This is a genomic window from Methylobacterium cerastii, from assembly GCF_022179125.1.
Lineage (GTDB): Bacteria > Pseudomonadota > Alphaproteobacteria > Rhizobiales > Beijerinckiaceae > Methylobacterium > Methylobacterium cerastii.
This window is the reverse complement of record NZ_BPQG01000098.1, coordinates 1-19,515: the sequence shown is the minus strand read 5'-3', so window position 1 is coordinate 19,515 and position 19,515 is coordinate 1. Positions and strand designations below refer to the sequence as shown.

20 protein-coding genes are annotated in these 19,515 nt (G+C 66.2%); 3 read left to right on the top strand and 17 right to left on the bottom strand.

Features of this window, described 5'->3' with window-relative positions; translation table 11 throughout:
- Window positions 1–82 precede the first annotated feature (82 nt).
- From MFF13_RS24110 to MFF13_RS24035, 16 genes are all read right to left on the bottom strand, one after another.
- Complete coding sequence (locus MFF13_RS24110) at window positions 83–415, bottom strand: hypothetical protein (protein WP_238273130.1); 333 nt, start codon at window positions 413–415, stop codon at window positions 83–85.
- A gap of 454 nt (window positions 416–869) precedes the next feature.
- Window positions 870–1,286 (bottom strand): hypothetical protein, encoded by a 417-nt coding sequence (locus MFF13_RS24105; RefSeq protein WP_147763047.1) that lies wholly within the window; start codon window positions 1,284–1,286, stop codon window positions 870–872.
- A gap of 94 nt (window positions 1,287–1,380) precedes the next feature.
- Entirely contained in the window at window positions 1,381–1,677 is a 297-nt protein-coding gene (locus MFF13_RS24100; RefSeq protein WP_238273129.1) for a hypothetical protein, read from the bottom strand.
- A gap of 589 nt (window positions 1,678–2,266) precedes the next feature.
- Complete coding sequence (locus MFF13_RS24095; RefSeq protein ID WP_147763048.1) at window positions 2,267–2,908, bottom strand: response regulator transcription factor; 642 nt, start codon at window positions 2,906–2,908, stop codon at window positions 2,267–2,269.
- Window positions 2,905–3,408 (bottom strand): hypothetical protein, encoded by a 504-nt coding sequence (locus tag MFF13_RS24090; protein ID WP_238273128.1) that lies wholly within the window; start codon window positions 3,406–3,408, stop codon window positions 2,905–2,907. The genes MFF13_RS24095 and MFF13_RS24090 overlap by 4 nt, the downstream gene beginning before the upstream one ends.
- Window positions 3,409–3,443: 35 nt before the next feature.
- Entirely contained in the window at window positions 3,444–3,986 is a 543-nt protein-coding gene (locus MFF13_RS24085) for an SRPBCC family protein (protein WP_147814313.1), read from the bottom strand.
- Window positions 3,986–4,990 (bottom strand): vWA domain-containing protein, encoded by a 1,005-nt coding sequence (locus tag MFF13_RS24080; protein ID WP_147763049.1) that lies wholly within the window; start codon window positions 4,988–4,990, stop codon window positions 3,986–3,988. The genes MFF13_RS24085 and MFF13_RS24080 overlap by 1 nt, the downstream gene beginning before the upstream one ends.
- Window positions 4,987–5,601 (bottom strand): MxaK protein, encoded by a 615-nt coding sequence (locus MFF13_RS24075; RefSeq protein ID WP_147815740.1) that lies wholly within the window; start codon window positions 5,599–5,601, stop codon window positions 4,987–4,989. The genes MFF13_RS24080 and MFF13_RS24075 overlap by 4 nt, the downstream gene beginning before the upstream one ends.
- The gene (locus MFF13_RS24070) at window positions 5,598–6,659 is read right to left on the bottom strand and encodes a vWA domain-containing protein (protein WP_238273127.1); all 1,062 of its coding nucleotides are present in this window, start codon (window positions 6,657–6,659) and stop codon (window positions 5,598–5,600) included. Before MFF13_RS24070 ends, MFF13_RS24075 begins: the two co-directional genes overlap by 4 nt.
- A gap of 1 nt (window position 6,660) precedes the next feature.
- Entirely contained in the window at window positions 6,661–7,608 is a 948-nt protein-coding gene (locus MFF13_RS24065; protein WP_238273126.1) for a nonribosomal peptide synthetase MxaA, read from the bottom strand.
- Between the two features lie 2 nt (window positions 7,609–7,610).
- Window positions 7,611–8,462: a DUF58 domain-containing protein gene (locus MFF13_RS24060; protein WP_147763053.1), complete on the bottom strand. Its 852-nt coding sequence runs from the start codon at window positions 8,460–8,462 to the stop codon at window positions 7,611–7,613.
- Window positions 8,459–9,490 (bottom strand): AAA family ATPase, encoded by a 1,032-nt coding sequence (locus MFF13_RS24055; RefSeq protein ID WP_147763054.1) that lies wholly within the window; start codon window positions 9,488–9,490, stop codon window positions 8,459–8,461. The genes MFF13_RS24060 and MFF13_RS24055 overlap by 4 nt, the downstream gene beginning before the upstream one ends.
- A 77-nt stretch (window positions 9,491–9,567) precedes the next feature.
- Window positions 9,568–9,861: a methanol dehydrogenase [cytochrome c] subunit gene (locus MFF13_RS24050; RefSeq protein ID WP_147763055.1), complete on the bottom strand. Its 294-nt coding sequence runs from the start codon at window positions 9,859–9,861 to the stop codon at window positions 9,568–9,570.
- A gap of 87 nt (window positions 9,862–9,948) precedes the next feature.
- Window positions 9,949–10,542, bottom strand: a complete 594-nt coding sequence (moxG, locus tag MFF13_RS24045; RefSeq protein ID WP_147812789.1) for a cytochrome c(L), periplasmic — start codon at window positions 10,540–10,542, stop codon at window positions 9,949–9,951.
- A 73-nt stretch (window positions 10,543–10,615) separates the two neighbouring features.
- Window positions 10,616–11,527, bottom strand: coding sequence for a methanol oxidation system protein MoxJ (gene moxJ, locus MFF13_RS24040; RefSeq protein WP_147763057.1), 912 nt, complete (start codon window positions 11,525–11,527; stop codon window positions 10,616–10,618).
- A gap of 133 nt (window positions 11,528–11,660) precedes the next feature.
- Entirely contained in the window at window positions 11,661–13,544 is a 1,884-nt protein-coding gene (locus MFF13_RS24035) for a methanol/ethanol family PQQ-dependent dehydrogenase (RefSeq protein ID WP_147763058.1), read from the bottom strand.
- Window positions 13,545–13,887: 343 nt separating this feature from the next.
- Between MFF13_RS24035 and MFF13_RS24030 the strand changes: the two genes are divergently transcribed.
- Window positions 13,888–14,715, top strand: a complete 828-nt coding sequence (locus MFF13_RS24030; protein ID WP_147763059.1) for a trypsin-like peptidase domain-containing protein — start codon at window positions 13,888–13,890, stop codon at window positions 14,713–14,715.
- Between the two features lie 441 nt (window positions 14,716–15,156).
- Here the strand turns inward: MFF13_RS24030 and MFF13_RS24025 are convergent, their stop codons facing one another.
- Complete coding sequence (locus tag MFF13_RS24025; RefSeq protein ID WP_238273124.1) at window positions 15,157–15,429, bottom strand: hypothetical protein; 273 nt, start codon at window positions 15,427–15,429, stop codon at window positions 15,157–15,159.
- Window positions 15,430–15,948: 519 nt separating this feature from the next.
- On the opposite strand from MFF13_RS24025, the gene MFF13_RS24020 reads away from it, so the two are divergent.
- Both MFF13_RS24020 and MFF13_RS24015 read left to right on the top strand, forming a co-directional pair.
- Complete coding sequence (locus MFF13_RS24020) at window positions 15,949–17,973, top strand: bifunctional DNA primase/polymerase (protein WP_238273123.1); 2,025 nt, start codon at window positions 15,949–15,951, stop codon at window positions 17,971–17,973.
- A 467-nt stretch (window positions 17,974–18,440) separates the two neighbouring features.
- Complete coding sequence (locus tag MFF13_RS24015) at window positions 18,441–18,791, top strand: hypothetical protein (RefSeq protein ID WP_238273122.1); 351 nt, start codon at window positions 18,441–18,443, stop codon at window positions 18,789–18,791.
- Window positions 18,792–19,515 lie beyond the last annotated feature (724 nt).

The window sequence follows — 19,515 nt, the reverse complement described above, 5'->3', positions numbered from 1 at the left end:
CGCGATGCGGGTCAAGCTCGGCGCGGGCAGTCGCGCCGACCTCATCCAAATCGTGATGAAGCAGCCCGGTGCCGGGTGAGGATCAGCGCGGGACGAAGATTCCGGGGATGATCCGACCCCTTTGACCAAACAGCTCCTGGGCCTTCGAGCAACTCGCCGGCACGTCCTTCGCATAGGCCGCGACGTAACCGCGCGCTTGCAGCATCAGAGCGTCCCGGTCGATCTCGGCGGGATCGACCCCCATCGACTGGACCGCCCCCTTAAAGCGCTCCACGTCCGTTTTCAGCATGCTGCAGTTGACATTTACGAAGCCGACGAGGCCTGCGAGCTTGGCCGCGTTGCGCTTCTTGGCCGGGATGTCGGCCGACTCCTGACCATATGCAGACGGACCAGCTGCAGCGAGCAGCGCCGCCAAGCAGAGAGCGCAATACCGCATAGATATGTCCTTTTGTCGAATTACTAATCGATGCAATGCGCAGCGAATAGGGCCCTAGTACGCTCCATCGAACGATACTCCGCTATGCTCGCCGGATTGCGCAGTTCAGGCCCTTCTGGAAGTCGCCCTACTACGCCCGTCCCAGGCTCGAAGACGAAGGGGCGCGGACCGGTAAAGGTGCCCATACGGTTGCGGACATCGACGCTTCCGCACATTATACCGCCGCGGCCCGTCCGCAGGCTGCTCACCCGTGCGTCGGCGCTGCCGAGCCGCCGCCCGATCGCCGCGGTGGCGGCGCGGCTGGTTTCAAGGTCGGGCGCCTCGCCGTCTGCCACGGCGCCTTGCGCAAGAGCAACCCCGGCGGCAAGCGCTAGCACGGCCAAAAGCCGGGTTGAAACGCGCGCAAGCCGCATCGCAGACGGCGCGATCGCGCTCACGCGCTGAGCCGGCAACGGCCGCCCAGGTTCTTATAGCGGACGCTGCGGAGGCCCGCCTCGAACCAGTGAGTGCCCCGCCGATTGGCTTTGTAACCATAGAGCTTGATCCGCATCCCGTCCTCCGGGGCCCGAATCACGGCCGGCTCTTCCGTGCCGTCGAACGCCCTTTCCGGCGACGGCACGCCTTGGTCACCGAACTCGGCCTGTGAACCGTCCTGCTCCCGCTGGAAGACCAGCGCGTAACTGGGTGGGCTACGCTCACCTATGATCCTATAGTGGAAGCCCACCAGAGGCGTGCGGTCAGCAAAGTTGGTGAAGGCGCAGAAGAGTGTTGGTCCCGCAACCCGCGGAGCCCCAACCGCCTCCGGCGGGGGCGCTGCCGCGATCCGGGGCGCGCTCAGCTGCATGAACATGACGCCTCCCAGGACTACAAGCGTTGCAGCACCCGCGAATAGGCCGGTTATGATCCGCGCCAACGGGAATAATGCCCAACGGCGACTGCTATGGTTAATCGCTGGATGGTTGCGCATGCAGCGACAAGCAGGTGCGAACCATATCGCTCAAGGTTAAGCTTCGAGTGTCGCCTGTATTGGCCGTCTCCTCAAGGCAACGCATAAAATACTCGCGGGTCAGCTCTGGCGAGAGCGTCGTCATCGCCTTTCCCATGCGGTTGGTGAAGTCGATCTTGTCGGTCATCGTGGCCCGCGGCCACAGCGAGGCGAGATCGTCCATCTTCAAGCGTGCCCAAGCAAGGTCAGTCGCAAAGACAAAAAAAGTTAATAAGGCAATCATAAACCTGAGCATCGACGGCTTATCTCCATGTAAAATCTGATTTACGGTAAGTCGATATGGATGTCCAGAATCCATTGGTATTTACCTTGGAAATTTCTATATGCGATCTACGATAAAGGATTTAGTTCCTGCGGAAAAATTAAGCTAGACATGCTAATATTTTGGATATAGGGCAAGACTGCGTTATGCAAATCAATAGCGCACCAATCAAAAGATCGTAATCTGACATAAAAGTAAATCTTTACTTTCGAATTTGCGTTATATTCGTCCGAGCATCAGTAGTAGGTGCGCCCCCCCGTCGCCATCCCGCCGAACGTCCGATTTCTAGGCATTGCTTCTGTTGGGCAGACCGGTGGCAAACCACCCACCTCGGTCGAAGAGCGGACGGGCGGATCCCGAACAACCTCGTCATAACCAACAAACAGAATCATCCCCAAAAGCAGAACTTCACCGATTTCGTTGAGAAATTTGGGATGCGGTCGGAGCAGCACTTGCAGGAACGTCGAGAAGATCTGCAGTCGTTCCCCATTGTTTCGGGCGGCGGCTAGCCAAGTCCCGGCGCGGTATCGCTTCCGGTAGTAGGCGAACTGCAGTACCCTTATCAGCGGAGGTCCGTCACGCCCTGCGCGATCGCGACCCGGAGAAGTTCCGCGAGCGATCGGACGCCGAGCTTGCGCCGGAGGTTGGAGCAGGCGCCGATCACCGTACGGTAGCTCACCGACAGCGTGTCGGCGACATCCTGATACGAACGGCCCCGGCTCAGGAGCGACAGGATCTGTAATTCACGGGCGTTGAGATCGGCCAAGGGCGAGCGTCGCGCGGCCGTCGTCAGCATCGCCACCGCCGTGGCGAGGTCGTGTTCGAGATAGCCATAGCCCGCGTGGACCGCCGCGAAGGCGTCGAGGAAGGTGGCGCTCGGCACGTCCTTGCGCACGTATCCGAGCGCCCCACTCTCCAGGGCGCGGGCGACGATCACCGGATCGGCATGCATGCTGAACGCAAGGATGCGCGCGTGATGTTCCAGCGCACGGATCCGCCGGATCAGCGACAGGCCGGCGAGCCCGCTCTCGCGAAAGGTGAGGTCGCAGACCACGGTCGCCGGCCTGTGACGGTGGAAGAACCGATAGGCGCTGACCACGTCGGACGCCTCGTGCACCGTGCCGATGCAGGCCGACTCCATCAGCGTGCGGAAACCCCGAAGCACCACGGGATGGTCGTCGACGACGAGAACCTCGTTCGTCATTGCGGCGACCCGGCCGGTTCCGCCCGCGCCGCGCCACCCTGTGCGCCGTAGCTTTCCGTCAGCCGCGCCAACGCGGTCGGCGCATCCAGGCCTTGCTGCCGGGTGTTGAAATAGTGCTGGCACATCTCGCCGTAGAGCTGCCGGCGATGGCTCGCGCCGGCGATGCCGGAAAAACCATCGACCAGATCGGCATAGTCCTGGGGCATTTCCGCCGCGGCGAGCATCTGGCCGAGCTGCACGGTGCGATTCGCGATCATGCGCGGATCCTCGATAAAGGCGCTTCTCGCACGGGCGAGGCTCGCGCGCAGCCGGGCGCTGCGCGGGTCGGCCTCGGGCAGCAGCGTCCCGGCCTCGCGGCTTGCGATCCAGCGGGCCGGATCCATCGCCTCGGTCTGCGAGAGCCAGATCGGCACGTCGACCGCGTTGGTCCGCGCGACCACGGCCGGCTCCGCGCCGGACCCGTCCACCCCATCGCCGCAGGCCGAGAGCGCGAGCGCCACGGAAAGGGCGGCGAAGGCCGCGTGCGTGGGATGCCTCAATGCCCGGCGCCCGGCTCGACCTTCGCTTTCAGGCCTTTCAGGCCGGCGGCGAAGAAGGCATCCATCGCCGTGCGGCCGGCCGCGTCCGAGAGGTCGTCGGGCGGCTCGTTGCCGGTGTCGCCGCGGTAGAACCGGCCGCTCCACGTCACCTTCGCGCCTTCACCCTCGGGCGCGACGCTCAGCGTCGCCGAGTAGGACGAGACCGGGAGCGCTTTCACCTCGGGATCGGACATCCGGTAGGAATACTTGAAGGCGCTGCCGTTCCATTCGTCCAGCGACTCGACCAACCTGGCGCCGTTGGGAAAGGTCAGCGTCCGCTTGCCCTCGGCCTCGCCGGGCTTGCCGCCGGCGACGCCCTCGCTCGCCTTCAGAGCCGGGTTCCAACCGGCGATCTTCCCGAAATCGCCGGCCACCTTCCAAACCGCCTCGGGCTTGGCCGCGATGGTGATCGACTGGTTGACCTTCTGCGGCGTCGGGCCGTGGGCGAGCGCCTGCGTCGCAACGAGTGCAAGCAGGGCGGGGGCGAGGGCGTGACGCATCATGATGTCGTGTTCCAGTGGGGACGAAGCCGGGCGGGCCGGACGAGGGCTCGGCGGAGGGTGGGACCTGCGAAGGCCGCGAGCAGCAAAGCGAGGGCGCCGGCCCCGAGGAGCGGTTTCGGATCGAGCCGGCCCGGCAACGGGCGCGGGGTCGCGACCGCCATGAGCGGGGCGGCGAGGCTGGCCGGCCCGTCGAGATGGGCGTAGGCGAGCCCAGTCTCGCCCGCGAGGCGCTTGAGATACGGTTCGCGCACGGAGGAGAGGTGCTCCTCGCCGGTGGCCGCGTTGGCGCCGAAGGGGGCGTTGCGCGGGTTGTAGCCCTCGCGGCTCTCGGCATCGGCCGGCGGCGGACCGAAGCGGTTCTCCTGCTGCACGTCGCCGGCACCGTAGAAGCCGATCTCGCGCCCGCGGTCGTTGAACTTCGGGATCGGAGATAGGCCATAGCCGCCGACGCCGGCGATCAGGCCGCGCACGGCGCCCGGCTTGCCCTCGAAGGCCGGGCCGCCGCCGGCGGGCAGCGGCGGCGCCTCCTGCCCGTCGGTGAGGAAGACGAGGTCGGTGCCGAGATCGGCAGCGGTCGCGATCGCCCGGTGCAGCCCCGCCGCGATGCGGCTGTCGGCCTCCCAGGCCATGCGCCAGTCGATGGCCGCGATCGCCCCGTCGAGCGGCGCGAAATCGGCGCAGACCTCGATCGGCTCGAACAGCAGGAAGGTCCGCCGCTCGGTGAACAAGCCGAGCGCCACCCGCGAGCCGCAGGGCAGGCCGGCGATTGCTGAGCGGAGCGACGCCTTGGCAGTGTCGAGGCGGCTCGCGGGCGACCCGTCGGCGGCCTTGTCATCGCGGACCGTCATGCTGCCGGTGATGTCGAGGACGGCGAGCATCGCCACGCCGTCTCGGGTGAGCGCCAGCGGCGGGACGACGAGGGTCAGCACCGTGAGTACGAGGGCTCCGGCAAACGCGGAGAAGCGCGGATCGCGCAGGTTCCGGGCCAGATGCGCGTTCACGGGGCACCTCGCGGCTGGCCGGGAATCTCGGTCCAGATCTTCTTCGGCTCGGCCTTCAGATCGTCGCCGCCCTGGCGCTCGATCTCCGGGAAGTCGCGCAGCAGCCGCGAGGCGACGTCGAGATTGTACTTGGCGTCCCAGAAGCCGGGCTGCGCCGTCAGCGCCCGGCGGTAATCGGCTCGTGCGAGGGTGACGAGGGGGCCGGCCGGATCCAGATCGCCGCGGGCCAGTCGCGCGAAGGCTTGGCGTAGGCGCGCGTTGGCGAGCCAATAGCGCCCACGCGCCGCCTCCAGGCTGCCGGCGCGTTCCAGAGCCTCGACCAAGGCCTCGGCCTCCTCGGTACGGTCGCGGGTGGCGAAGAACCGCGCCTTGGCCAGGATCAGCCGCGGCGGCGCATCAGGCCCGACGGCGACCTCACGGCCAGCTTCCAGCGCGACGCGGTCGCGGTCGGCCGAGGCGGCGCGCCACGCGGCCCAGGCGAACCCCGAAGCCGCAAGCCCCAGCACTACCGGCAGGGCGACGAGCAGGCCCGGCCGGAGGCGGCGCCAGAGGCCGGACAGGGCGTCGGTCCAACGGGCGGGACGGACGGCCTGCAACGCGACACTTCTCATGCGGCGAGCCTCCGAAGTGCCTCGACCGCGGCAGCGGCCGGAGGCGCGGGTGCCCGGCGCAGGTCTGCCTCCGCGAGCTTGGCGAGCACCAGCAGCGCGATGCCGAGGCCGGCGGCAGTGTAGGCGAACCCCGAAAGATCCTTGCGCGGGCGGGTCTCGGCATAGGGGATCGGTTCGCGCTCGAGGCCCTCGATCTGTCGGATCGCCTCGGCCACGGCTTCCGGCCCCTCCGCCTCGAAGGCGCGGTAGGGCACGCCGAGGCTCTTGAAGAACAGGTCGAGGTGGCGCTCGGGGGCCGCCTGCGGCGTGTCCTCCCCGGCCGGCCGGTCGAGGATCGACGGAGAGTCCTCGGTGCGCAGGAACAGCCAGTAGAGATTCGGGCGGATGCGGGCGAATTCGGCGCGGAGCTGCGCCTGGATCTTCGGGTCGATCACCGCCGCCCCGTCCGAGACCAGCAGGACCACGCGCGAGATCGTGCCGGATTCCGGCCCGAACTGCGACAGCGCCATGCCGAGCCCGCGCGCGACGTTGGTGTAGTCGAGGCCCGGTCGGTCGATAGCGCGGATCGCGGCGCGCACGGCGTCGTGCCGGTCGGTCATCGGCAGCACCAGCATCGGCGCGGTGGAGAAGGCAGCCACCGCGAACTGGTCGTGAGCGCGGGAGCCGACGAATTCGCCGAGCAGGCGCCGCGAGGCCGCGGCCTTGGATTCCTCCCCGCCCGAAGGCTGCCGACCGGCGAAAGTCTCGTTCATGCTGCCCGAGCGGTCGATCAGCATCGAGACCTGTGCGCCGATGCCGATGCGGGTCACCGTCTCCCCACGGCGATACGGGCCGGCGAGCGCCGTCACGAGTCCGGCAAGCGCAAGGATGCCGGCGAGCGTCAGGGCGGTGGCGATCATGCGGGACGGGCCGTCGAGGGGCGCCGCCGACAGGGCCGGGACCGCGCTGCGGCGCTGGCCCGAGACCATGAGAGGCAGTAGCGCCAGCGGCAGCAGCCACAGCACGAGGGGCATCGCGAAACCGTAGCGGGCGGCGGTGTCGACGAGTGACTGGTGCATGTCAGGCCCTCCGCTCGTCGGCCGCGAGCCGGCACAGGGTGTCGTCGAGGGCCGCGAAGGACACGAGCGTGCGGGCACCCGCGGTGTCGCGACCGAAGAAGGCGAGGCGCGAGGCGGCGAAGAACGCCTCCAGCCGGGCGGCCTGGGGGGCGAGTGCCGGATGGCGGGCGAGGAAGGCCGACAGGTCGTCGGCGAGCACCCGGCGCCCGTCGGTGGTATCAATGCCGCGATGGAGCGCGAGCAGGCCGTCGCGATAGGCGGCATCCGCGGCCGCGCCCGTGCCGACGCCCGCCTTCAGGCGGCGCAGCTTCCGCCGCGCCACCGCGAAGCTGCGCACGCGGCGCGGCCGGAATGGCGGCCACGCCCGGTCGCGGGCGAGGATGGCTAGCGTCGCCAAGGTCGCCGCCGCGAAGCCGCCGGAGGCCAGCAGCATCGGCCGGGCGTCGATGGCTCCGCTCGCGCCGTCCGGGCGCATGTAGTCGGCGGGATCGTCCTGGCGGGTGGGCTGCACCTCGCGCAGGGGCGAGATTGTGAAGGACCATCCCGGCACCACGGCCTGCGCGGTGGTGAGGCCTTGCGCGGTCTCGTTCGCCAGCGTGACGGCGAATCCCGGGATCTCCAGCGGGCGCGCATCAAGGGCGGCGTAGAAGTTCTGGTAGGTCAGATTGAGGCGGATGCGCCTGCCCCCGTCCGCGAGCGCGGTCTCGTTCAGGGCGACGCGGCGGAGGTCGAGCCAGTAGGCCAGCGGGCCAGGCTGGGGAAGCGAAGCCGGCTGCACCGAGAATCCGGCATCGACCACGAGATCGACCTGCGCCTGCACGAGGTCGCCGAGGAAGTAGCCGAAGGCGCGGGGGCTGCGCACCTCGATCGCGCGCACCTGCGCAGCGGCGGCGGCGGGAAGGAGCACGGCCAGCGCGAGGCAGAGCCGAAAGTCGAGGCGAAGGCGCATGCTCACGTCGCCAGCAAGTGGCGGCTCAGCGCCTCGGCGTCGAAGCGATCTTCGAGGCGAAAGGGTGGGCGGCCGTAAGCGCCGCTGATGCGGGCGAGCGCGGCGAGGCGCGTCTGCTCGCGCTCGCGCCAACGCCGACGGAGTGCGGGACGCATGAACACCACCCGGCGCCCGGCGCCTTCGAGATCGTCGAGTTCGAGCAGGCCCCAGGCGGGCAGCGCCGCGTCTTCGGCGGAATCGGCGAGCAATACCGGCACCACGTCGTGGAAGGCCAGCGCCTCGAAAAGAGCCGCGATCGCGGCCTCCGGCCAGCGAAAATCGGAAACCACGAAGACGAGCTTCGGGCGGCCGGCGAGTCGACGGGCGCCCTCCAGTAGGCCCTCGGCGCTCCGGCCGCGCGGCTCGGCCTCGGCGAGTTTCGCAACGGCGTCGAGGGCCTGCCCCGGCCGGCGGGTGGCTGAGAGGATCAAGTCGTCGCGCACCGTCTCGTCAGCCGCGATCAGGCCGAATCCGTCGCTGATGCGGGTGGCCGAGGCCGCGAGCCCGCGGCAGAGATCGAGTGCGAGATTCATGCGGGTGCCGGAGCCGCGGAAACGCATCGAGGCGGAGAGATCGACGAGCACCCAGACCTCGACGGCGGTGCGGGTCTCGAATTGGCGGACCCAGGTGTTCTCGAACGGATCGCGGAGCGAAGCGCGCAGGTCGATGCGGCGCGCATCCGGCAGGCGCAGGAACGGCACCTGATCGCGGAAGGTACCGAGGCCTCCGGTGTCCCGGCCGCGATGGGCGCCGGGCCGCAGGCCGCGCGCCCGTCCGCGGGGACGGTAGACGACGTCGGCGGGGAAATCGCTCACGGCGCCGCCACCGTCTCGAACACCGCCCGGCACAGCGCCGGGACGATAATCTCCCGCCGCATCTCGTAGACCGGTTCGAGGAAGACACGGTGGGCCATCACCGGCTGGAACACGTCGCGGATGTCCTCGGGCACCAGCCAGTCCCGGCCTTCGAGCCAAGCGCGGACGCGGGCGGCGCGCACGAGGAACGCAACGCCGCGGGGCGAGGCGCCGCCCTGGACGAGGGCGTCCATGTCGAGGCCCGGCAGCCGGATGCCGGCCTCGGCCGGCCGCACCAGCGCCTCCCAAAGGGCGACGACGTAGGCCTCGATCTCCGGCGAGGCTTGGATGCCGTGCTGGATCGCGCGGGCCACGCCGCCGATTGCGGCATGGTCGAGCACGCCCTCGGCAAGGCCCGAGACCAGCGCGTCGGTGTCGTGGAAGCGCGGCTCGAACACGAGGTCGCGCCGCACGCTCGCCTCGCGCGGCGCTTCGAGCCCGATCTCCATGAAGAAGCGGTCGCGGGCGGCGGCGGGCAGCTCGAAGGTCTCCTCCCGCTCGACGCGATTGCGGTCAGCGAAGACCTGGAGATGCGGGAATCGGTAGTCGCGCTCGAAGGCCCGGACACTGCCTTCGGCCATCAGGCGCAGCAACAGCGCGTGGACCTGCGGCCGGGCACGATTGATCTCGTTAAAGAAGAAGATCGACAGGTCGTCGGAGCGGCGCAACACCGGGCCGGGCTCGACCCGCGGGCGGCCGTCATCGGCGAGATAGGTGTGGTAGATGAGGTCGGAGGGCATCATGTCGACGGTGCCCTCGACGCGCTCGTAGGCGCCCCCGAGGGCGCGCGCGGCGGCCCGCAACAGGGTCGTCTTGCCGACGCCGACATCACCCTCCAGCAGCACGTGACCGCGGGCGAAGATCGCGATGGTGATCAGCCGGACGGCGCGCGCCTGCCCGATCACCGCCCGGCCGACCTCGGCTTCGAAGCGGGCGGCGGAATCCCGCCAGTCGGTGAGCATCGCATCGCCGGTGCGGAGCGTATTCATCCAGGGCCCTGAACCGTGTCGCGCTTTTCGTGATCGGCCGCCCGGAAATCCGGACGGCCCTATGTCGTCCAAAGCGATCAGTTCGCCGAGATCTTGGTCACGTCGTATTCGAACTTGCCGGTTTTCTTGGCGTTCTCGACCCGGCGCTTGTTGCGCTCCTCCATCTGCTTGATGGAATCGGCCTGCTTGCTCAGTTCCTTCGGATCGTGCTTCGGGTCGTATTTCGAGCCTGCGATCTTGTCGGGGAAGCCGGGCTTGGGCTCCCAGCAATTGCCGGCGGCCTTGCACTTGGTCCCGTCATAGGCCTGCGCCGGCAGGGCCATGCCGGCCGTACCCACGGCGAGGACCGCCGCAACGATGAACATCCGCATGATGGTTTCCTCCGTCTTGTCGAACGTCGGCGGGGCCGCCGCGTCTCGCCGCGCTTCGAGGCACGACAATCGATCCCGAATGGCGCCTCAGTCTTCCAGCGGCTTGCACTGGCCCTTGGCGTCCTTGGGAATGACTTCGCCCTGCTTGTAGGGCGTGTAATTCTTCTTCTGCTCGTCGTTGAGCCAGACCGCATCCTTGACCGGACCGGTGTAGAGGTGCCGGACCCAAGTGATCACCTGCAGCATGTCGTCGGGGGTCAGGTTCTCGTTGTGCGGCCCCATCATGCCGTTGGCGCCGCCGAAGATCGTAGCGAACAGCCCGGTATCCTCGGTGTTCGACGGATAGGTCCAGTAATTGTCGTTGAGGCCCGGGCCGAGCTTGCCCTCGGCCAGATGCCCATGGCAGCCGGAGCACGAGGTCGAAAAGAGGCTCTCGCCGTTGCGCAGGCACGACTTGTCGTCGATGTAGATGTTCTTGCCGGTCTCGAAGAACGTCTTCACGGCCTGCGTGTCGCGGCCGCCCTCCTTGCCCTGCGAGGTGTCGAGCTGCTCCCCCGTGACGGTGTTGCGGAACACGAAGCCGCTCTGCGGCCCGGCCGCCGGTTGTGCCAGCACGGAGAGACCCACCGTCACCGTCGCGAGACCGAGGACCGCAGCCAAAATGCCGTTTCTTGTCTTCATCGGTGTACTCTGACCACTTCACGCATGTCCCGTTCGGGCGAGGCCGAACCCGGAACCTTCGGTTGACGGGACTTCAGTTCGAGACCGGGGAGACCGGCACGCCGTCCTGCTTGAGGATCGCCTCGATCTGCGGACGGGCCTTGGCGATCCCGGCATCGAGGGCCTGCTGCAGGGCCGCATCGTCACGGCGCACGCCCATCGACTGGTCGAAGCTCTGCGGCATCCTCTGCCCGTCGCTGCGCACGGTGTCGTCGGGCACCGGCGTCATGCGGAGCGGCGTGGACGAGGCCTTCACGTAGCGTGCAACCTCGGGGGCGAAGGCGACCGCCACGTCGGCCTTGCCGCTCACGACCTCGCTGACCATCCGGCCCGGATCGATCTGGGTGTACTGGTTGCGCGGCGCGCGGAAGTTCACCAGCGAGTAGAGGTAGGCCATGTCTTCCTCGTAGCGGCCGATATCCTTGAGCATAGCCTCGCCGGGCGTGCCGAACGCGACCACCATGTGATCGACGGATTTCAGGCGCGGATCGGCCCAGGACTTCACGTCGAGGTCCTTGTCGGAGCGCGTCACGAAGACGTAGCCCGAGCGGTAATAAGGCTTGGTGCCGAGCACCCGCGGATCGCCGGTATCGAGGCCGACGACGACGTCGCAGAGCTTCTTGTCCAGCCCGTCGCGGACCAGATAGATCGCGGGCTTCGCAAACCACACGAACTGGGCTTTGCGCCCCATGCCCTCGGCGACGGCGGCGGCGATCCTGTTCTCGAGACCCGAGCCGTCCTTCATCGAGAGCGGCGGCTGGCTCTCGGAGGCGCAGACCCGCAGGATCGAGGGGTCGGCCGGCAAGGCGGCCGGTGCCTTGCCAGGCTCCGACTGGATCGCCTGCGCCTCGGATTCCTGGGCCGAGACCGGTACCGCCGAGAGGGTGGCCAACGCCAGGAAGGCGGCGGAATGGATCGCGAAAAGTCGTCCGCTGTTGCGCGGCATGGGCGTTCGTCCCCGTGGTCGGCTGCGTTTCTTGGGATCGTGCGGACGGTGCATGGCGTGCCCGTCATCCGCGTCGTCGAACTTCGTTCGAAGGTCCCCGCCGGCGCGTGGCCGGCGGGGATGTCGGTCGGTCTTATTGCTTGGCGGCCTGCTGGTACTCGCCGACGTTCGGATCGTCGTAGGGGCCCTTGCCGTTCAGCGAGAACACCATCACGCCGCCGCCCATCTGGGTGTAGTTGGCGAGTTTCTTGAAGGCGCCCACCGCGCCGAGGCCGGCAGTCGGATCCTGCAGGTCGAACACCAGGCCCACGCCCGGCCAGCCGCCGACGCCGTAATAGATGGCGACGTACTGATCACCCTTGTGCGAATACGTGATCGGGTAGCCGATCGCACCCGACGGCAGCTTGAACTTCCAGAGGAGGTCGCCGTTATCGGAGTTGCGCGCCTTGATGTAGCCGTCGAGCGTTCCGTAAAACACAAGATCTCCGGCCGTGGCCATCGTACCACCCCAAACCGCGAAGCGCTCCATCTTCTCCCACTGGAACGCGCCGGTTATGGCGTTGTAGCTCTTAATCTGGCCAAGACCCTCGTAGTTCTGCCGATCGCCCTTCGGGCCGGGGTACATGTTCAGCGTAGCACCGACAAAGAACTGACCCGCGCGATAGGGCAGCATGAAGGGCTCCCAATCCATGCAGATGTGGTTGATGCCCATGAAGAAGGCCTTGCGCTCCGGATCGTAGGAGTCGTGGCCCTGATTGTGGTAGCCCATCGCCGAGGGGCAGACGTCCTTGGCGAGATGATCCATCCGAGTGCCGTATTCCGGATCGCGCACCGGCTGGCCGGTCTTGAGATCCACCGACTTGAACACATTGACGGTATCGTCGATCTTGTTGGCCGAGACCAGCGAGCCGTCGGTCCGATCGAGCGTGTAGACGATGCCGTTGCGGTCGGGATGGGTCAGGAGCTTACGGTCCTTACCGTCCTTGTCCTTTTGGTTGGACAGCATCATCACGTTGACGCCGGCATAGTCCCACTCGTCGTGCGGGGTCTTCTGATAGCCGAATTTGGCCTCACCCGTATCGGCGTCGCGGCCGAAAATGGTCATCGTCCACTTGTTGTCGCCAGGGCGCATGGTCTCGTTCCACGGCGCCGGGTTGCCGGTGCCGAAGTAGATCAGGTTGGTCCCCGGGTCGTAGGCGTACCAACCCCAGTTAGTGCCGCCGCCGATCTTCCAGGCGTCGCCCTCCCAGGTCGCGGTGCCGAGGCCCTTCTGGCCATAATGGGCATTCTTGATGTTGAAGTCGTTGGCCAGCAGCAGATCCTGGTCGGGACCGGTAGCGTAGGCGCGCCAGACCTGGGCGCCGGTCTTCACGTCGTAGGCGGTGAGGTAGCCGCGCACGCCGAGTTCGGCGCCGGATGACCCGATGATCACCTTATCCTTTACGACGTAGGGCGCGATCGTCAGCGTCGAGCCGACCTTGATGTCGGAGTTCTCGACCTTCCACACAGTCTCGCCGGTCTCGGCGTTGAGCGCGGCGACATTGCCGTCGAGCAGGGTCTTGAGGATCAGCGCGGGGGTCTTGCCGTCGCCGGGCCAGTAGGCGAGGCCACGATTCACGAGATCGCAGCAGGCGACCGCGCGGGCGGCCGGGTTCTGCTTCGGCTTGTCCTGCCACAGGATGTGGCCTGGATCGTCGAGGCCCAGCGCGAAGGTGTTGTTCGGGAAAGAGGTATGGACGTACATTTTGCCGTCGACGACGACCGGCGCGCCCTCGTGGCCGTTGAGCAAGCCGGTGGAGAAGCTCCAGGCCGGCTTCAGCTGCTTGACGTTGTCGCGGTTGACCTGCTTGAGCTTGCTGTAATTGTCCGAGTCGTAGTTCTTGCCGGGCATTACCCAGTTTTCGTCTTTGTTTGCGAGGTCGACGAGCTTGTCATTGGCTGCTGCCATGCTCGCGAAGGCGACCGGCCCGAGGGCGACGATCGCCAGCATTGAAACCGAACCGAGTAGTTTGCTCATTCGTGCGTCTCCTGGCCTAGCCGCCTCGTCTTTCGACCTTGCGGTCATGCGTGGCTATTTGTTGCAAGGTTCCGGAACAGTTATGCCGGACTCCGGCATATCATAAGAAGACGATAAGATTTAGTCGTCTTATGAAGAACTTATTACTGTTCCTTCGCCCTCCATCTATAAGCATTTCGAAGAATGAATGTCTTTGCGCAATCAAACATTTTTTGTCGGGATGATTCGGCAATACTCTGGGATGATGGTTCCGCGACTTCTCAGCGCTTGACCGAATGCCCAGCGGCGTCGCAGGAAAGGCAAATCCCCTGGCTCGAACCGGGCGGAGCGGGAGGTTAGGCCGATGGAGGTGGATGGCCGGCGGTGGCGGTTCAGGCGCGTCGCCGCGCTCCTAGGGGGGCTGTGGCTGGCAGGAGCCGACTTGGCCCCGGAGATCCGGGCGGAATCAGCAGGCGCCGGGTCACGGCTCGCCGCGCTCTATCCGCAGGACGGCCGGCGCGACATGACCGGCGCCGACGTGGCGCGCTTCCCCGGGGCGGGCGTCCTCTATTGCCACCGCCCCGATGGCGTGCCTCAGAAGGCCGCCGCCGCGTGGCTGATCGGCGACCCCTCCGTGGTGGTGCTCAACGCGCACAATTTCCGGAATCGGCGAATGGAAGTCACCCGCGCGATCGCGGACTGCTACTTCCACATCGGCGGACGCAACTACGATTTCGTAGTCGAGAGCTTGCACCTCGGGACAGCTCCTGGTGCCATCGCGCTGCACATCACGGACGACTGGGCGATCCTGCGCCTCGCCGAGCCGGTAGTCGGCGCCACGCCGCAGGCGGTGCCCACAGCCCCCAACCTAAGGGAGGGCGTCGTCGATCTACCCGTCACGATGGTCTCGCCGGGCGGCCACGAGAACTACCGGGGACCCTCGAGCCTGGAGTCCTGCCGCATTCGCCAGATCGATCCGCCGAGCGAGGACGGGATTCGTCGCGCTCGCCACGATTGCAACGACGGCTATGGCGGTTCGGGATCAGGCCTGTTCGACGAGGCTGGACGTCTCGTGGCAATACAGAGCGCGTCACTCTCTATGAATTCGCGGCGGTCCTTCGATCCAGACTTTCACTATGGATCAGCATTTCTTATCGAAGGTCAATTATTGGACGCAATTCAGAAAAAATAGTGCAAAAATATAATCCAAGTATAAAAATTACTCATATATATTTAAGTAATTACATAATTGTATCGTATATTTTTCGGAGTGCAACTCAATCATCCAGCCGCGTGGCTCTGAAACGAAAGTCCGCTTTGCCATTCTTTGAGTCCAAAGCGGACAGACTGCTTGCCACCCATCTTGGTCGTACGCCCCGGTATGCGGACGGCCCGGAAGCGGACCTCACCTAATGGATGGGAAGGGGATGCGGTCGAGCCGCCCTCCGCGCGGTTGGTGAGGCCGGTGCCCGTACCTTAGGCCGCAAGCGCCGGTATGGGCTCTTCCAGTTCCAGGGTCGGACCGAAGAACTCGAACCGGACCCGCTCCGACGGAACGCCTGCACAGTGCATCCCGTAGGCCATCGCCACCTTCTCACGTTCCGCCGCGATCCACAGCCGAGGACGACGACGGCTAGAAGAAGTCGGGCCCAAGGCGCCCGGCCACCATCGCTTTGGTCTCGCCGGGCAGCGCCCGCTCCCAGGCCCACGTGCCCCCGTTAAAGTGGAAAGGGCGCCCGTCGTGGCGGATGCCCGGCATGTCGCCGTTCCTCCTCTTTGGCGCGCCCTGCACGTAGATCGTCGCGGGCGCGTCGTCGAACAGACGGACCCGGGCGGCGAACTTGATCGGACCCCACTGGCGCACGCGAACGTACGTCAGCACGAACGACGGCAGGGTCTTGCCCATGCTCTCCGTGAGCCAGGCGGTGACGTGCGCCCTAACGATAGCCTCAATGGCCGCCTTATCGAGGGGTAGGTCGAGCATTGGCTGCTCGCCAGGTTGAGAGGTATTCGCCACATTCATCTCCACGCAGAGGCCAGCGGCCTCGATGCGCCGAAGAAGTCAGATAAGCCGCCTCGTGGCGAGTCATTCCATCATTAACGATTAACAGTCCCGGCAGCAGACAACATTGCAGGTCATGTGCACCAACGCAACGAAAGAAGCGAATACTGGTTAACAGGCGATTAAAACGAGATGGTCGGGTGCTTCCCGATTCGTACAGAAGCGTTCTGTCCGGTCGTGCCAAGCGTGCCAAGCGTGCCAAGCGTGCCAAGACGTAAGGCCCGAAGCCTTACTGGACCACAACGGGGAGGGGCTACGAGACCGAGGAAAACCTCGGTGGTCCCTTGTTCCGTGCATCGGCAGGATTTACTTTCACCAAGCGCGGAGTGGTGCCTGCGCCTTAATGATCCAACTGCTCGGTCGATGCTCAGCAACAGAAAGCCCGTCCTTCTCAACTTCAGCCCCCGGGACGCCGCCTACGCGGCGACGCGACCTGCTGCTGCCGTCGAGAACCTGGGCGAGAAGCTGAAGCACATCGCCACGCTCCACCCGCGCGGCTCGGACGGCGCGTACACCTTGGCGACCAAGTCCGGCGGTTCCTACAGCGAGAGCTCCTACCGAGCCGGCGACCGGCTCGGCATCGTCGAGCTGAGCGGGCGCCATTTCGTCTCAATGAACCGCTTCTTCAAGCGGAAGATGGCCAAGCTGCTGGCCAGCGTCGGACATCACTGGCTGGAATTCGACTACTACAAGAACGATCGCGACGGTAATCCGCTGCCCTTCGCCGGCATGCAGCCCGAGGCGGTAATGGCGATCCTCGTGGCGGCGATCGCCGAGGCTGGCCTGCCGCCCGCATCCTACTGGAGCTTCTCGGGCAGGGGGCTGCATGCCGTCTGGGTCTGCGAAGCGCTGCCCGGGACGGCCGCCTCCAAGATCAACAGGATCATGTCGGCGCTCTACGGGCCGACCCTGAACGAGGACGGGACGGTCCCGGCACGGAAATACGCCGATGCAGATCGCGATGCGCAGGAGGCCCGTCTCGGTGGCATGTGGAAGATCTTCCGCGACGCCGGCCTCGACGAGCAAACCAAGGATTCGGCGCGCCTGTTGAGGCTCTGGGGTTCCGTGAACCCCGAGAGCGGTTTGGTCTGTAGGCGGCTGTGGCCCGAGTGGGCCGAGGATATCCAGCGGTGCCGTGTCGACGTTCTCGCCGATGCGGTGTTGCCGCTGACGAACGCGGCCTTTAAGGCGAGGATGGCGGAGCGTGTCGCGTCCCGTAGCGGGGACGTTGAGCCGGTCGAGCCGCGCACGCGGAAGGCGTGGACGTACTCGCCCAAGGCCGGCGCGTGGGAACGCAAGGAGGCCGACCTTCTCCGCTACAGGCAGGGTCTCGGACGCATCCCGGTCGGCCAGAGGCACATGTGGCTGTTCCTCACGGCCAACGCGGCCGCGCAGGCCCATGGCCGCGATATCAGGCTCTTGGCGGCCGAGCTTGCCCCGCTCGCCGGCCTGACCGTGCGCGATGCCCTGGGGTGCCTGGCGAGCCTCGGACGGCGGCAGGACCGACATCTCCAAGGCGAAACCCGCGAGCATGACGGGAATGCCTGGAACCCGCTTTTCCATCACCGTGGGACGACGATCGCCAACAGGCTGGGCATCACCGACGAAATGGCCGACCGGCTCGGGATGTGGGCCGTCAGGCAGACCGGCACGATCGGCCTGACGTCGACCCAGCGTTCGGCGCAGAAGCGCATCCGGGACGGCGCGATTCCCCAACCCGCCCGGGCGGAGGCCAAGGCCGAGGCAGGGCGCCAGGGCCGCGCCATGCGGGCCGAGGGCAGGACGCAGGCCGAGACGATCGCGACGCTGCGGGCGACGTTCGGTAGGGGCCTGACGTGGTGCAAGGAAGCGATCGGCGAAGTGGTCGACGCCGCTCCCGTTAAGACCGTGACCGAGGTCGTTCCTGTCGCCTCGGAGGACGCTTTCGAGGCGGGTCGCTTTTCGGGACGCTATATCGGGGGCTCTCGCCCCATGCCTCCCGATCGGATCGAGGCGGAGGTCGCGGAGGCGGTTTCGGCACCGGTCGTGAAGGCTCCTGCCGCCAAGGCACGGGTCACCGAGGTTTCGGAACCGGTTCTGTACGACAGGCCGATCATCACCCGCCTGTGCGCCACGTCCTTCCACTACCGCACCGGCCCGTCGAGCTGGTTCCTGGTGCTGTGGAGCGATTTCCACGGAAGCTGGTCTGCGCTTACGTCCGACGACACGTTCATCGACGTCCCCGAGGAGTTCCTCGCCAAGCGCAAACAGGAACGCAGCAACCGCCTGGAGGCCTTCAGGACGGGCGCCAGGCGCTCCCACGGCCGGGTTCCCAACGCACGTCGGAAGGTCGCCGTAGACCCCGCGCAGGCCGCTGCGGAATATCGTCGGGCGTCGCAGGGTTACTGACGTTGCCCGCTTGTTCCCTTCCACGGGTAGGGCTATCTTAGGCGTACCGGTGTTGGATCGCTGGAACGTGCACTACACGTGGTAGGCCCTCGGGAGCGATCCCGGGGGCCTCCGTCGTTTCAGGGCCTCGCTGCCCCACCCGCATGTGTTGGCCGATGCACGGCCTCCCACGACCTTCCTGCCACGGGCGTTGGTCGCAACCTTCCGCCCCACTCGCGCAGGGGCCGGTCCCGCATCGCCCCTGCGCCCTTCCAGGGCAGGCCATGCGCAACCTTCAGACCCTCCGAACCCGTTTCGCCGTCGCCGGACTAGGCGGCCTCTCGGAGGCCTTGCGCCAGGTCCTTGGGCCTGAGGTGGGACGTGCCTCCGAGGCCGTCACCGACACGCTGGCACGCACCGATCCCCGCATCGAGGCCCGTCGCCCTGTGGTCCGTTCGCCCGTCTCCAGGCAGGCCTGAGCCCGTCTCATGACGCTGCTGGTGGCACCCACGTTCAGGTTCGACATCCTCATCGCGGGCGACCTCGCGGTGGCCCGGCAGGTGTGCAGGGAGCACTGCATCGAGGCGCGGTCGTGCGTCAGCATCGAGCCCATCGACATCGTCTACACGGGCGGCCTGGAGGCCGGCGTGCGCGTCGGGCTCATCAACTACCCGCGCTTCCCCAGCAGCCTCCACGGCCTCCGGGACGAGGCCATGGCCCTAGGCGAGCGCCTGCTCCACGCCCTGTGCCAGAACTCGTTCAGCATCGTCGGGCCCCGGGGTCGTCCGCGACGGCAGTCCTGTCTTATAGGGACTTCGACCATACTAAATCAAATTTGAATAATATTCCTCTGTATTAGAGACACGGTCGTGGTCTTCGAATATTGCGCAGAGACGGTTCCGGTGACCTTCGGGCGTAAGCCGGCCCCAATCTAGGCCCGGCTTTGATCCAACCCAATTGTCAAGGCGTGCGTGAATGCAAGCCCATGCGCGAACGGAGGTTTCGCCTAGTATCTCGGGCCGCGCTCCTCGACGCCTTACCGCCATCCCCTTGCCCGCAAGCCAAGCGTGCGAGCGATCTGCTGGCTCAACGATGCCCAAGCTCTTTAGCACACGCTTCCCGATACGGGCGCTCATGTCTCCGACATAGACCGCGGCGCCGACAACCTCGATTAGGAGCGGTTTGGGTATTTTGTCCTGCAAGGCGACGAAAGCAGCCCACGACTTATCGATCGCCAGTGCCTCGGCTGCTTGATATCGTGGATCGTCTTTACGTTCTAAGGGTATTGAATGCTGTCGGGGATCGGGTCGGCGGGCCATTTTGATCCATTCCATCAAAGAATGCGGTCGCGTATCGCCAAGATCACGCTTAGGACGCGTGGATCATCGAAAGCGAATACCGGTGAGCGACGCCGCTGCGTCACGGACATGAGAAATTCCATTTTTTCTCATGCGTCAAGCGCTTAATCTGTCAGAAATTAAGTCCGAAATCTCGTGAATACACCGATATAGCCTGAGGGTAGGGTAGGCGTTACTCACCCCACTAGTGCACTGACTCAGACAG